The sequence below is a fragment of the Pseudarthrobacter sp. MEB009 genome (genome assembly GCF_030208875.1).
Taxonomy (GTDB): Bacteria; Actinomycetota; Actinomycetes; order Actinomycetales; family Micrococcaceae; genus Arthrobacter.
Genome location: NZ_JARVTC010000006.1, coordinates 187,504 through 201,990 on the forward strand (window position 1 = coordinate 187,504; position 14,487 = coordinate 201,990).

The 14,487-nt window shown below is 67.9% G+C and carries 10 protein-coding genes; 5 read left to right on the forward strand and 5 right to left on the reverse strand.

Annotation, left to right across the window (positions count from 1 at the left end; genetic code table 11):
* Positions 1-58: 58 nt before the first annotated feature.
* Together QRN07_RS05675 and QRN07_RS05680 are read right to left on the reverse strand one after the other, a co-directional pair.
* The gene (locus QRN07_RS05675; protein ID WP_285240583.1) at positions 59-3,553 is read right to left on the reverse strand and encodes a bifunctional proline dehydrogenase/L-glutamate gamma-semialdehyde dehydrogenase; all 3,495 of its coding nucleotides are present in this window, start codon (positions 3,551-3,553) and stop codon (positions 59-61) included.
* A gap of 232 nt (positions 3,554-3,785) precedes the next feature.
* On the reverse strand, positions 3,786-5,246 hold the full coding sequence (locus QRN07_RS05680; RefSeq protein WP_285240584.1) for an amino acid permease: 1,461 nt from the start codon (positions 5,244-5,246) through the stop codon (positions 3,786-3,788).
* 149 nt (positions 5,247-5,395) lie between these two features.
* Here QRN07_RS05680 and QRN07_RS05685 point away from each other — a divergent pair, with 149 nt between their 5' ends.
* Entirely contained in the window at positions 5,396-6,358 is a 963-nt protein-coding gene (locus QRN07_RS05685; RefSeq protein WP_285240585.1) for a LysR substrate-binding domain-containing protein, read from the forward strand.
* Here QRN07_RS05685 and QRN07_RS05690 read toward each other — a convergent pair.
* Positions 6,311-6,739, reverse strand: coding sequence for a hypothetical protein (locus QRN07_RS05690; RefSeq protein WP_285240586.1), 429 nt, complete (start codon positions 6,737-6,739; stop codon positions 6,311-6,313). The two genes, QRN07_RS05685 and QRN07_RS05690, sit on opposite strands and share 48 nt — an antisense overlap.
* Positions 6,740-6,872: 133 nt before the next feature.
* Here QRN07_RS05690 and panD point away from each other — a divergent pair, with 133 nt between their 5' ends.
* The 3 genes from panD (at position 6,873) to QRN07_RS05705 (ending at position 9,527) form a co-directional block, all read left to right on the forward strand.
* Complete coding sequence (gene panD, locus QRN07_RS05695; protein WP_197273551.1) at positions 6,873-7,304, forward strand: aspartate 1-decarboxylase; 432 nt, start codon at positions 6,873-6,875, stop codon at positions 7,302-7,304.
* Positions 7,305-7,420: 116 nt separating this feature from the next.
* On the forward strand, positions 7,421-8,347 hold the full coding sequence (locus tag QRN07_RS05700) for an AEC family transporter (protein ID WP_056595764.1): 927 nt from the start codon (positions 7,421-7,423) through the stop codon (positions 8,345-8,347).
* Between the two features lie 49 nt (positions 8,348-8,396).
* Positions 8,397-9,527 (forward strand): FAD-dependent oxidoreductase, encoded by a 1,131-nt coding sequence (locus tag QRN07_RS05705; protein ID WP_285240587.1) that lies wholly within the window; start codon positions 8,397-8,399, stop codon positions 9,525-9,527.
* Positions 9,528-9,530: 3 nt separating this feature from the next.
* On the opposite strand, the gene QRN07_RS05710 is transcribed toward QRN07_RS05705, so the two are convergent.
* Together QRN07_RS05710 and QRN07_RS05715 are read right to left on the reverse strand one after the other, a co-directional pair.
* On the reverse strand, positions 9,531-12,197 hold the full coding sequence (locus QRN07_RS05710; protein WP_285240588.1) for a trehalase-like domain-containing protein: 2,667 nt from the start codon (positions 12,195-12,197) through the stop codon (positions 9,531-9,533).
* A gap of 180 nt (positions 12,198-12,377) precedes the next feature.
* On the reverse strand, positions 12,378-13,367 hold the full coding sequence (locus QRN07_RS05715) for an LLM class flavin-dependent oxidoreductase (protein ID WP_050685284.1): 990 nt from the start codon (positions 13,365-13,367) through the stop codon (positions 12,378-12,380).
* 140 nt (positions 13,368-13,507) lie between these two features.
* On the opposite strand from QRN07_RS05715, the gene QRN07_RS05720 reads away from it, so the two are divergent.
* Positions 13,508-14,377 (forward strand): aldo/keto reductase, encoded by an 870-nt coding sequence (locus QRN07_RS05720; protein WP_050685285.1) that lies wholly within the window; start codon positions 13,508-13,510, stop codon positions 14,375-14,377.
* Positions 14,378-14,487: the final 110 nt, after the last annotated feature.

Genomic DNA, 14,487 nt, shown 5'->3' on the forward strand with positions numbered 1-14,487 from the left:
CCGGGCCGCCCCCTTCAACGGGGCGGCCCGGCTTTGCCGGTTTGGACGCTGCCGAAGCCTAGATCAGGCCTGCCGAGATGTGGTTCGGGGTGCCGAACCGGTGCGCGGTGATGCTGATGGCCTGCTCGTGGAGGAACGGGAGCAGTTCCACGCGTCCGGCTTCCGTGACCGGGTGGGAGTAGACCGCGACGTCGGGCCTGCCGCCGGTGGCCGCGGCCAGGGCAGCCGAGTCGCCGCCGATCAGGCGGATCCGGGCGCCGCTGAGCTTGCCGGACGCGGCGAGCAGGCCCACCGAAGCCAGCCAGCCGGCGTCGGACTCCACCACAACGCCTACGTTCAGCGCGGTGAAGACAGGGCGCAGCTGCGCCGGAAGCTCGACGGCGGTGGACACTGTAACCGCGGAGCCCGCAAGGACTCCGGCGGCCGCGGTCCGGACCAGGTCAGCCAGCGGCGCACCTTCTGAGAGGCGGATGGTCACCGGGAGGCTGCGGTAGCGGAAGATGTTCCGTTCCGCGCTGAGCCCGGAGACATCCCTGGCAGTGCCGAACTCGTTGGCCCAGGCCTCGGCGTCGGACGCCAGGGCCCGGTTGACGGACTTCAGCTCGGCCGGGGCAAGAGCGGCACTGGCTGCGTTGATGATCCGGCGGACGCCCGGGTGGCTGATGTCGGCCGTGGCGGTGCCGGTGGCCGGGGTCCAGGTGCCCAGGCCGGCCAGGTAGTTCGGTCCGCCTGCCTTGGTGCCGGCGCCAACGGCGGATTTCTTCCAGCCGCCGAAGGGCTGGCGCTGGACGATGGCGCCGGTGATGCCGCGGTTCACGTAAAGGTTGCCGGCCTCAATGGACTCCAGCCAGGTGCCCAGCTCGTCGGGGTTCAGGGAGTGCAGGCCCGCCGTGAGGCCGTATTCAATCTGGTTTTGGATGGCGATGGCTTCGGCCAGGGTATCCGCCGTCATCACGCCCAGGACGGGGCCGAAGAACTCGGTGAGGTGGAAGTAGGAGCCGCGCTTGACGCCGTAGCGCACGCCCGGGCTCCAGAGCCGGCCGGTCCCGTCCAGCTTCCGCGGCTCGACGGCCCAGTTTTCACCGTCGCCCAGGGAGGTGAGGGCAGCCAGCAGCTTCCCGCCGGCCGGTTCGATGATGGGCCCCATCTGGCTGGTGGGGTCCTGCGGGTAGCCAACCTTCAGCGAGGAAACCGCGTCGATCAGCTGGTTGTGGAATCGCTTGGACTTGGCCACGGAGCCCACCAGGATCACCAGTGACGCGGCGGAGCATTTCTGCCCGGCGTGCCCGAACGCGGAGTACGCCACGTCCTTGGCCGCCAGGTCCAGGTCTGCACTGGGTGTGACGATGATGGCGTTTTTGCCGCTGGTTTCCGCCAGCAGCGGCAGGTCCTGCCGGAAACCGCGGAACAGTTCAGCGGTTTCGTACCCGCCGGTGAGGATCACGCGGTCCACGTCCGGGTGGGATATGAGCTGCCGGCCGAGTTCCCGCTCGCCCAGCTGGACCATGGTCAGGACCTCCCGGGGAACGCCTGCCTCCCAGAGGGCCTCGACCATCACGGCGCCGCTGCGGGCGGCCTGCTTGGCGGGCTTGATCACCACGGCGGAGCCGGCGGCGAGGGCCGCGAGGGTGGAGCCGGCGGGAATGGCCACCGGGAAGTTCCAGGGCGGGGTGACCACGGTGAGCCTGGCTGGGACGAACGTGGCGCCGTCGACCGTTTCCAGTTTCCGGGCTGACTCGGCGTAGTAGTGCGCGAAGTCCACCGCCTCGCTGATCTCGGGGTCGCCCTGGTCGATGGTTTTGCCGGTCTCGCTGGCCATCACCTCGAGCAGGTCGGCGCGGCGGGCCTCGAGGACGTCGCCGGCGCGGTGCAGGATCTCGGCGCGTTCGGCGCCGGACAGCGCGCCCCAGGCCTTGCCCTTTTCGACGGCGGTGCCGATCACGGTGTTGAGGGCGGCCTCATCCGTGATGGTTGCCGCCTGTACCGCTGCGTTGCCCAGGGTGGAACCTTCAACCCTGGCCAGGATGCTGCGGCCCCAGGTTCGGTTGGCGGGCAGCGACGGGTCAGTGTCGGGAGTGTTGTCGAACCCGTCGCGGGGCGCGGGCGCGGGGGCCGCGTTGCGGTCCTGGCGGCGGTTAGGCGGCGGAACGGTCTCATCCAGGGTGTCCAGGGAAGCCAGGAAGCGCTGCTTTTCGCGTTCGAACAGCACTTCGTTGTCGCTCAGTTCGAAGACGGCAGACATAAAGTTGTCCTGGCTGGCACCCTCCTCCAGCCGGCGGATCAGGTAGGCGATGGCCACGTCGAACTCGGCAGGGTGCACCACCGGGGTGTAGAGCAGGAGGGAGCCCACGTCCTTCTTGACGGCTTCGGCCTGGCCCTGGGCCATGCCCAGCAGCATCTCGAATTCGATGCCGGCCTCGACACCGCGCTGCTTGGCCAGCAGCCAGGCGAAGGCGATGTCGAAGAGGTTGTGGCCGGCCACGCCGATGCGGATGTTGTGGATCCGGTCCGGGTGCAGCGAATAGTTAATGACGCTCTTGTAGCTGGTGTCGGAGTCCTGCTTGCTGCCCCAGGTGGCCAGCGGCCAATCGTGCAGTGAGGATTCCACCTGTTCCATGGGCAGGTTGGCGCCCTTGACCACGCGGACCTTGATGGCGGCGCCGCCGGCGGCCCGCCGTCCCGCCGCCCAGCCCTGGAGCCGGACCATGGCGGACAGTGCGTCCGGCAGGTAGGCCTGGAGCACAATGCCGGCTTCCAGGTCCTTGAATTCGGGCTTGTCCAGGATCCGGGTGAACACCGCGATGGTCATGTCCAGGTCCTTGTACTCCTCCATGTCCAGGTTGATGAACTTGGCTTTGGTCCCGGGGCCGGCAAAGGAGGCGGCACGGGCAAAGAGCGGGGTGAGTTTTTCCACCACGTGCTCCACGGCCTCGTCGAAGGCCCAGGCGGAGTGCGGTGCAACGGTGGACGAAACCTTGATGGAGACGTAGTCGACGTCGGGACGGGCCAGGAGCGTATGGGTGCCTTCGAGCCGGCGGGAGGCCTCGTGCTCGCCCAGGACTGCCTCGCCCAGCAGGTTCACGTTGAGCTTGATGCCGTCCTTGCGGATTTTGGCGATGGCCGGGCCCAGTTTGGCATCCGTGGCGTCCACGATCAGGTGGCCCACCATTTCGCGCAGCACCTTGCGGGCCACGGGGATCACCACCTGCGGCAGGATCGGGGCCATGGTGCCGCCCAGGTGAACGGCGCTTCGCATGTACCACGGCAGGAAGGCCGGCACCTTGGGGGCCAGTGCTGCGAGGTTGCGTGCTGCCACCTGCAGGTCCTCGGGCCGGACCACGCCGTCCACGAATCCCACGGTGAATTCGAGGCCGTTGGGGTCTTTCAGGACACCGGCCAACTGCTGGGCTGACGCGTCAACGGGGACCTTCGAGGCTTCCGTCAGCCAGTGCCGGACCAACGCGATGGCCTCGGTGGCGAGTCCCTTCGCCTGCTGCACGTCGACGTCGACATGCTGCGCAGTCGCTGCCGGTTCCATTGCGAGGTGGGTCATGGTTTGCCCCGTTCTTTCTGAGGTGGTGAGGAGTCTCTTTCCACCAGTATGGGCTCGCGCTCACATAAGATAAAGCGATCTTTTCTAAGCAATACAGGTTAGAAAAGCCAACTCTTCTTTCGCCCCGTTAACCCCATGTTGCCCTATCACTTATGGTCCCCAAACGCGGCGTTTGGGGACCATAAGTGATAGGGCAACGGGGAGGGAGTGGGCAAGGCGGGAAGGGGGTGGGTCAGTCGGCGGGGCGGGCCCCTACGGCTTCGTGGCGGCGCGGACTGTTGGGGTTCATCAGCGAGTTGCGCCGGCCGTAGGCGAAGTAGATCACCAGGCCGATGACCAGCCAGACGCCGAACCGCACCCAGGTTTCCCAGTGCAGCTGGAACATCAGGAAGGCCGAGGCCAGGACGCCGAAGGCCGGAACCAGCGGCATCAGCGGCAGGCGGAAGGTGCGTGGGGCGTCCGGGCGCTTGTAGCGGAAGATGATCACCGAGAGGCAGACCACCACAAAGGCGGCCAGGATGCCGATGTTGGTCAGGTCGGCCACTTCCTTGATGGGGAAAACGCCGGCCAGGAAGGCCGAGGCGACACCCGCGATCCAGGTGACGCGCTGTGGCGTGCCGTGGCGGTCCGTCTTGGCGAACCAGCCGGGAAGGAGACCGTCACGGCTCATGGCGAACCACACGCGGGTGACGCCCAGGAGGAACGTGAGCATCACGGTCAGGATGGACAGCACCGCGAACACGGAGATGATGGTGGCGATCACGGGCAGGCCAACGCCCGTGAAGGCGGAAGCGAAGCCCGCCTTGGGATCGATGTCCTTCCAGTTCTGCATGCCGGTCAGCACCAGGGTGGCGGCAACGTAGAGCAGCATGGCAACGATCAGCGACAGGATGATGGCCTTGGGCATGTGCTTTTTGCCGTCCTTGGCCTCTTCGGCGGCGGTGCTCATGGCGTCGTAGCCGAAAACGGCGAAGAACACCGTGGCGGAACCGGCCAGGACCGGGCCGAAGCCGCTGGGCATAAATGGGTTGTAGTTGTTGGTGTCGATGTAGAAGACGCCCAGGCCAATGATAAAGAGGATGAGGATGACCTTGATGGCCACGGCCACCAGTTCGAAGCGGCCAAAGGCCTTGGTGCCGCGGGACAGGATCCAGGTGACCAGCAGGCACACCAGGATGGCCGGGAGGTTGATGAGTCCCCCCTTGCCCTCATCCGCGGTGGAGGTCATCCAGACGGGCATGTGGATGCCGATGCCGGAGAGGAAGGCCTCCAGGTAGCCGGAGATCCCGATGGCCACCACCGCCACGATCGCGATGTATTCCAGCAGCAGGTCCCAGCCGATGAACCAGCCGATGACTTCCCCCAGCGCCACATAGCCGTAGGTGTAGGCCGAGCCTGCCCGCGGAATCATGCCGGCGAATTCGGCGTAAGAGAGGGCAGCCGCCGCGGACGCGAGGCCGGCAATCAGGAAGGAAATAAGCACCGCGGGCCCCACCCCTGGTGTTCCTTCGCTGCCGGCTGCCACCAGCCCGGCAAGCGAGAAGATGCCGACGCCGATGATGCCGCCGACGCCGATGGCCGTGAGCTGCCACAGGCCCAGGGACTTAAAAAGCCCGCTGTTTTTACTCTCTTCTTCGATGTCGTCAATGGGCTTGCGCCGCATGATCGACTGGCTCAGGTCTTTGCTGCTCATGGATGACTCCTGCTTGGGGTGCGACCCCGACGCGGCGCCCGGAGATGGCTGTGACGGGGGTAACTGGGTTCCAACAGTATGCACAGCGGCTTCCGTTAGATAAAGTGACTACTTCTAACCGATATTCATTAGATTCGATAAGGAATTCCATGCTTGATGTCCGCAGGCTGCGGCTCCTCCGGGAGCTGAGCATCCGGGGGACGCTTGCCGAGGTGGCGGAGGCCCTGCAGTACAGCCCGTCGTCGGTATCCCAGCAGCTGGCCCTGCTGGAGAAGGAAGTGGGGGTTGAGCTCCTGCGCAAGACCGGCCGCCGCGTGCAGCTGACGCCGCAGGCCGAGGTCCTGGTGGCCCACACCGCCCAGCTGCTGGAAACCATGGAGCAGGCGGAAGCGGACCTTGCCGCGTCCCTGACCACCGTCACCGGAACCGTCCGGATCGCCGTGTTCCAGTCGGCAGCCCTGGCGCTGATGCCCGATACGCTGACCCGGATGGCCACCGCGTATCCGGAGGTGCGGATCGAAATGATCCAGCGGGAGCCCGAAACGGCCCTTCATGAGACCTGGGCGCGGGACTTCGACCTGGTCATCGCGGAGCAGTATCCGGGCCACGCCGCACCCCGTTATCCTGAGCTGGACCGGCTGAGGCTCACCACGGATGCCATCCGGCTTGCGGTTCCACCGGCGGCCGACGGCGGGACCACCATCCGCTCGCTCGAGGACACCGCGGACCTCGCCTGGGTCATGGAACCGCGGGGTGCCGCGTCCCGGCACTGGGCGGAACAGGCGTGCCGCAGCGCCGGCTTCGAACCGGATGTCCGCTTTGAGACCGCCGACCTGCAGGCACAGGCGCGCCTGATTGAGTCGGGCAACGCCGTGGCGCTGATGCCGGACCTGGTGTGGACCGGCCGGGGCACCACGGCCCAATTGGTGGAGCTGCCCGGCAGGCCGCACCGGACCATCTTCACGTCGGTCCGCCGCTCCAGCGCCCAAAGGCCGGCCATCCTGGCGGCCCGGGAAACCCTTGCCGCCGCGGCCGCAGCGGTGGCAGCCGGGGCGGGCCGGTCCTCAGCTGCGCCTGTTGATGACCTGGAAGGCCACCGCGCCGGTCAGTAGTTCGGCGAACAGCAGGACCGCCAGAGCCACCTCCACCGGGGCGCCCAGGCCGATCGCCACCACGGCGGCGCAGGTCAACAGGACCGAGAACAGGCCCATCACCGCCAGCGCCCTGGTGAAGACGGCGTTATCGCGTTCATCCCCGGTCTGCGCGAAGGCCCGCTCGAAGGTGGTGACGGACTGCGGCCGGCGCATGGCCCGCCACACGCCGATGCCTGCCGCGGCCAACCCCAGCGCACCGCCCACCAGGAAGCCATTTCCCATGTTGCCGGGCCCGTATTCGCGCAGCAGGAGCCCTACCACCACAACGGTCGCGAGTCCCGTCAGGCAAAGACCCACCATCAGCGGCTTGTTTTGGCCAAGGAATCGTTCAGTCTGCATGGAAGATCTCCTCAACAGTGCGGTGGAAGTGGCGGGCGATGGCGATGGCCAGCGGCAGGAGACGGGTCATAGCGCCCCACTGTCGGTTGCGTCACAGCGCCGCGGCTGGGCTCCGGCGTAGACTTGGTCCGTTATGAATCGAACAATGTTCAAGTCCAAAATCCACCGGGCCACCGTCACGCACGCGGACCTGCACTACGTAGGTTCCGTCACCGTTGACCTGGACCTGCTTGACGCTGCCGACATCCTGCCCGGGGAACTCGTGGCCATCGTGGACGTCACCAACGGCGCCCGGCTGGAAACCTACACCATCGCCGGCGAGCGCGGTTCCGGCGTCCTGGGGATCAACGGCCCGGCAGCGCACCTGGTGCAGGAGAACGACGTTGTTATCCTCATTACGTACGCCCAGATGACTTCCGCGGAAGCCCGCGCGTACACTCCCCGCGTGGTCCATGTGGATGCCGGCAACAGGATCATCCAGCTGGGCACCGACCCCGCCGAGGGCATCACCCCTGGGTTGGTGCGGCCGCCGTACGCCCTGGACAACTCGGCCCTGCCCGCGTAGTCCCTGTCCGGATGGCGGTATTTTCGCCGGCCACACCCGCCCTTCAGGCTTAAATCTGATTAGCTGGGGGTTGTGAACCCCCGTCTGTTGACCTTCCGCCCCGCGGTGCGCGTGCCGTGCTAGGCGTGTTGGCGGGTTTTTTTGTGGTGTGGACCATCATCCTGGTGGGCTGGTTTGTTGGCCGACGGAAAATCCTGGGCGAGAACGCCCGCAACGTCCTCAGTTCGCTGACCTTCTTCGTGGCCAGCCCGGCTCTTTTGTTCGAAACCCTGAGCAAAGCGCACCTGCAGGAAGTCTTCGCGGCTCCCCTGCTCGTCACGGCCGTGGGCGCGATCGCCACCGCGCTGATATTTTTCACCATCGCCAGGTTGTGGCTCAAGCGCTCCCTGCCGGAAGCCCTGATGTCCTCCATGGCGGCTTCACTGGCCAACTCAGCAAATTTGGGCATCCCCATTGCCGTCTACGTCCTGGGCGACGCGAGCTATGTGGCGCCGCTGCTCATTTTCCAGCTGGCATTCTTCACCCCGTTGTTCCTGATGATCCTGGATTCGAGCACCAGCTCGCACCGCACCACTCCCCTTCGCTTCATCCTCATGGTCCTGCGCAACCCCATGATCGTCGGCTCGGGGTTGGGCCTGCTGGTTGCGGGAACGGGAGTACAGATCCCCGCCCTGGTGATGGAACCAATCCACCTCATCGGCGGGGCCGCGATCCCCGCCATGCTCATCGCCTTCGGCATGAGCCTGAACGGGACCCGGCCACTGCAGGCCGACGCCGGCCGGCGCGTGGACACGCTGCTGGCCAGCGCGTTCAAGCTGGTGGTCCACCCCACCCTGGCGTACGTGTTTGCCCGGTTTGTGCTGGGCATGGAGGGGCATGCCCTGTTCGCCGTGGTGGTCACCTCGGCGCTCCCCACGGCCCAAAACGTATTTGTGGCCGCGAGCCGTTACAAAACAGGGCTGACGGTGGCCAAAGACACCGTGCTGATCACCACCGTAGTCGCCGTCCCTGCCATGATCGGCGTCGCCCTGCTCCTCGCCTGAGCCTTAAGCGCCCAACGGATTTACCCACCGAACCAGAACCGGAGAACTCATGGCCACCATCCTCGACACCGTCATCATCGGCGGCGGCGCCATGGGCTCCGCCGCCGCCTGGGCGCTGGCCCGGCGGGGCCGCCAGGTGACCCTGGTGGAGCAGTTCGGCCCGGGGCACAAGATCGGGGCCTCGCACGGCGCCACCCGGAACCTCAATCCCGGCTATGAGCGGCCCGAATACATCGCCATGCTCGCCGAGTCACTGGCCCTGTGGGACGACCTTGAGCAGGAGGGCGGCACCACACTGCTGGAACGCACCGGCATCGCCAGCCATGGCCCGCACCCGCGGCTTCCCGCGGTGGCGGCGGCGTTGGAGGCGGCCGGCATCCGGGCCGAAATGCTCCATCCCGACGCCGCGGCCGAGCGCTGGCGCGGCATCCGCTTCGACCGGCAGGTGCTCCACATGCCCGACGGCGGCCAGCTCAACCCGGATGCGGCCCTCCCGGTTTTCCAGCGGCTCGCCGCCGCCCGCGGCGCCGACATCAGGCACCACACCAGAGTGGCTGCCCTGGAGATCCTGACCGACGGCGTCCGGCTGGTCCTCGAATCCGCCACGGGCACGGAGGTGGTCACCGCCGCCCAGGCCGTGGTTACGGCCGGCGCCTGGACCGGGAAGCTGCTGGGCGGGGAGTCCGGAGCAGGGCTGCGGTTCCCGCGGCTGCGGGTCACGCAGGAACAGCCCGCGCACTTCCGCATCGCAGACGAAGGGGCGCTCTGGCCAGGGTTCAACCACTACCCGGGTGCCGGGTCAGCCTACGGAGACTGGTACTCCCCGGTGTACGGCATGCAGACCCCGGGCGAGGGGATCAAGGCCGGCTGGCACGGGGTGGGTCCCGAGGTGGACCCGGACCGGCGGAACTTCCTGCCGGAACCGGCGCAGCTGGCCGCCCTGCAGTCCTACGCCCGCACCTGGCTGCCCGGGGTGGACGCGGACGCATTCGAGGCCATCAGCTGCACCTACACCAGCACCCCCGATGAGGACTTTGTGCTGGACCGGATCGGGCCGGTGGTCATCGGCGCGGGGTTCTCCGGGCACGGGTTTAAGTTCACCCCGGTGATCGGCCGGATCCTCGCGGACCTGGCCACCGGCACCCGGCCGGCGCCGGAAATGTTCCGCGCGTCCCGCTGACGGCTAGCTCCGGCTGGCCTCGTCGTGCCGTTTCCGGGTGCCGTGCTGGTCCTGGTGGGCGTCGAGGATCCTGGCGCAGCGGATGAAGCCCAGGTGCGAGTACGCCTGCGGGTGGTTGCCCAGGTGGGTTTCGGTGCCGGGATCGTACTCCTCCGGCAGCAGCCCGGTGGGCCCGAACAGGTTGACCAGCTGGTCAAACAAGTCCCAGGCCTCTTCGATCCTGCCCACCGCGACATAAGCTTCGATCAGCCAGGTGGTGCAGATGTGGAACCCGCCCTCCAAACCCGGCAGGCCGTCGTCGTACCTGTACCGGAAAACCGTGGGCCCCACCCGCAGTTCGCGTTCCACAGCCGTGACGGTGTCCAGGAAGCGCTGGTCCGTGACGTCCAGCAGGCCCGAAAGGCCGATGTGCAGGACGGCCGCGTCAAGGTCCGGGCTGTCGTAGGCCACCGTGTAGGACTGAGCCGCCGCGTCCCAGCCTTCCTGCAGGACTTCGGCCTTGATGGCCGCAGCGGCAGGAGCCCATTCCGGTTTCGGCGCCCTTCCGTGGCGTTCGGCGGTACGCAGCGCCCGGTCCAGGGTGACCCAGCACATTACCTTGGTGTAGACGTGGTGGCGCGGGGCCCGGCGGGCTTCCCAGATGCCGTGGTCCGGCTCATGCCAGCGGGCCAGGACGGCAGCAGCCATCTGCACCAGGAGCTCCCAGTGGGGATCGGCGAGCGCGTCCTCCCGCTCGCTGAGGCTGTTCACCAGCTCGGCGATGGGACCGAAGACGTCCAGCTGGACCTGGTGGTCGGCGGCGTTCCCGATCCGGACCGGCCGTGAGCCGGCGTATCCGGGCAGGCTGTCGATGACGGCCTCGGTGGACAGCGGCGCGCCCGTCACGGAGTACAGCGGGTGGAGCCACTCGGGGCCTGGGGCGTTGGCCAGGATCCGGCCCAGCCAGGCCAGGAATCCTGCGGCCTCACTGGTGGAACCCAGGTCAACCAGGGCATTGACGGTCATGGACCCGTCCCGCAGCCAGCAGTAGCGGTAGTCCCAGTTCCGGGTTCCGCCAATGCCCTCCGGCAGGGACGTGGTGGGGGCGGCCAGCACGGCGCCGGTTGGCTGGTGGACCAGGGCACGCAGTACCAGCGCGGAGCGGCGCACCAGGGACGGCTTGACGGCGGGCAGCGCCAGGTTCTGCACCCATTGTCGGGCGTGCAGCGCTACGCCGGCCCGGCGGCCGGTCTCGCCCGCCGGATCGGCGGGTTGCGGCTCGGTGTCACCGCAGCGGAGGTTCAGCACCACGGGCCCGTTGGCCAGGTTTACGGCGGCCGTGGCGGTGGCGTGGCGGCCATCGGAGGTGATGTTGAACGTGACGCCGGGTGCCAGCAGGATGATGGGCTCCGAGGTGCCCATCACGTGCACCTCATCGCCCCGGGCTTCCATGCTGAAAGGGGCGGTGGCGTAGTCAGGCCTGGGGGCGAAGGTGATGGTGGCGGCGCCATGGCCGGACAGGACGCGGACCAGGCTGGTGATGCCGTCCGGGGCCGGTTCAAGGTAGTCGGTGACGGTGACGTCTGCCCAGCGCGTTTCCACGATCATGGTGCTGTCCACATAGCGCTGCCCCAGGACCTGGGAGGCCTTGACAGGGGCCACTGTGAAGTGGCCGGCGGCGTCCCCGCCCAGGATGTGGGCGAACAGGGAGCCTGAATCCGGCAGCGGGTGGCTCATCCAGCAGATCTTGGCATCCGGCGTGACCAGGGCCGTGACGGAGCCGTTGCCGATCATCGAGTGCCGTTCCAGGCCCACGGCGTCCTCGCCGAAGAGCCAGGCCCGGCGCAGTTCAAACAGGATGGCCAGCACGCGGGCAAAGGATTCCGGGTCCCGGAGCCGGTGCGCGGCCACCGACTTCCCGGCGCCCACCCGCAGGCCCATGTCCGGGCCGCGGAGCGTTGCCATGGCCAGTTCATCGCTGGCGGCGTCCCCGGCAAACATCGCGGCGCTGGCGCCCAGCCGGGACCGGAGGTTCTCCAGCGCGTCTGCTTTGGCCGGCTCCAGGATGGACAGGTCCAGCACCGAGCCGTCCACGATGAAGGCGAGCCCGTGCCGGGCGGCGATCTCCCGGGCGGCCTTCGTCACGGCGGAAACCACGTCCGGGGCGGCCGGCCGGGTGTGGACTGAGACGGCAACGGGTTTGCGTTCCATCCAGATGCCTTTCATGAACCCCACCGCCTCGTTGAGTTCGGCGCCGACCTTCTGGAGGAGGGCTTCCGTGGCAAGGGTCTGGGCGTGCGCGAAACCCATGTCGAACTCCGCGCCGTGGGAGCCCACCAGGTGCACTTCCGCGGGCAGCCGGGACACAGCGGCAAGGTCGCGGAGCGAGCGGCCGGAGATGACAGCGGCGTGGGTGTTGGGCAACGCGGCCAGGGCGCGCAGCGCGATCGCGGCGCTGCCCAGCGGCAGGGTTTCGGTGGAAATGCCCTCCGCGTCGCAAAGGGTGCCGCCGTAGTTGCAGGCCACCAGCAGGCCGGGGACGCGGGCCAGGACCTTCAGTTCGGCAAGCAGTGCCGGCGTGAGTCCGTCATCCGCTGCGTCCGTCTGGACGAAGGCGCGCAGCAGGCCCAGGGGAAGTGACCGGGTGAGGAGCGCGGAGTCCGCAACGCTTTGGTTCAACGGCGTCGCCATCCTGGTGCTCCTCGCGGCAGGCCCGGCCCGGGGAAACTGCCGCGGGCTGCGGACTGCCGGGTGGTGCCCCGCCCCGGCATCCACGGACGCCGGAGGGGACACTGACCATGGTCCCGCCGGCCAGTTTCACCTGAATATCGGGGTGATTGCCGCCATGTTAAGTCGGGGCGCCGGTGGGAATCAGACCCGCAGCAGGCCGGCGGCTTCCGCCAGCAGCTCCACGGACCGCAGCCGGGAATCGGTCCCGGTGCTCTGGTGGGCCACGATGAGTTCGTCGGCGTCGGCGTGCCGGCCAAAGGAGTCCAGGTAGTCCAGCACCACATCCGGGGTGCCCACGGCGGAGTACGTCATCATCTGCGACACGTGCTGGCCCTGCGGGGAATCCAGCACCATGTCGGCCTCATCGTCCGTGAACTCGCGGCCGCCGCCGAAGAACAGGGACACGCGCGCACGCTTGGTGGCCTGCATCATGGCCTGCGCCTCTGCGGCGGAGTCTGCGGCGATGACGTTGACGCCGGCGATCACGTGCGGGGCGTCCAGCTGTGCGGACGGCTTGAATTCGCGTCGGTAGGTGGCCACGGCATCCTGCAGCGCCGCCGGCGAGAAGTGCGAGGCAAAGGCGTACGGCAATCCCAGTTGGGCAGCCAGGCGGGCGCCGAAGAGGGAGGAGCCGAGGATGTAGAGGGGCACGTCGGTGCCCTTGCCGGGGGTCGCTTCCACACCCTGGACCCGGGTGGGACCGGTGAGGTAGCCCTGCAGTTCCAGGACGTCCTGCGGGAAGCTGTCTGCGGACATCGGATCGCGGCGCAGGGCGCGCATGGTGTTCTGGTCGCTGCCGGGCGCGCGGCCCAGGCCCAGGTCGATCCGGCCCGGGTGCAGGGTCTCCAGGGTGCCGAACTGCTCGGCGATGGTCAGCGGCGAGTGGTTGGGCAGCATCACGCCGCCGGAACCCAGCCGGATGCTTTCCGTGTGGGCCGCCACGTGGGCGATCAGCACACTGGTGGCGGACGACGCGATGGAGGACATGTTGTGGTGCTCCGCGTACCAGACCCGCCGGTATCCCAGCTTCTCGGCCGCCTGCGCCATGGCCACGCTGCCAGCGAAACTCTCCGCAGCCGTCTGGCCTTTGCCGATGGTTGCCAGATCAAGGATGGAGAGGGGAAGAGTCACGGTGCTGCCGGCCTTTCAGAGCGTTGCGTTGGAAATGCCGGCCGGGTCACGGCAGGCACAGCAGGTATAACGACGGCGGCGCCCGGCTTATTTCGACGGGTTTCCGGAATACCCGGCACACTGGGGCTGTTGCCGCCTCCATGACCCCTGATACGAACCAGCTGGAACTTTCCGCCACCATCAGCCTTAAGGATCTCGGCACGGTGCACAGACTTGGCTTCGGCGCCATGCGCATCGTCGGCGATGGCGTCTGGGGCGAGCCCACCGACCGGGCGGCCGCCGTCGCGGTGGTGCGCCGCGCCGTCGAACTCGGTGTTGACTTCATCGACACGGCAGACTCCTACGGCCCGAACATCAGCGAGGAGATCCTGGCCGAGGCCCTGCACCCGTACCGGGAGGGCCTGAAGATCGCCACGAAGGTGGGTTTCACCCGCACCGGGCCGAACCGCTGGGTTCCGGTGGGACGGCCGGAATACCTGCGCCAGCAGACCGAGCTGAGCCTGCGGAAGCTCAAGGTGGACACCCTGGACCTCCTGCAGCTGCACCGGATCGATCCCAAAGTGGACGCCGAGGAACAGTTCGGGGTGCTGCGCGAGCTGCAGGACGAGGGCAAGGTCCGTGCGCTGGGCCTGTCGCAGGTCAGCGTTGCGGAACTGGAGGCGGCCGGCCGGCACTTCACTGTGTCCACTGTCCAGAACCGCTACAACCTGACGGACCGCAGTTCGGCGGACGTGCTGGAGTACGCGGAAAAGAACGGCATCGGGTTCATCCCCTGGGCCCCCATCTCCGCCGGTGAACTGGCGCAGCCCGGCGGCCCGCTGGATGCTGCCGCCAAGCGGTTGGGGGCCACCACGTCCCAGGTGGCGCTGGCGTGGCTGCTGCGCCGCTCCCCCGTGATGATGCCCATCCCGGGGACCGGCTCCGTGGCACACCTCGAGGAGAACCTGGCTTCGGCCGGTGTTGGCCTCGACGACGCCACGTACGCTGAGCTCGAAGCAGCCGGCAAGTAGCACCACTCGGATGCGGAAAGGCCCGGCCACGGCGGACCGGGCCTTTTCCGGCGCCGGGTGATGCCGCCACGAATATGACCGCCGCGGTCGCCCGGTTAACGGCGGTTACG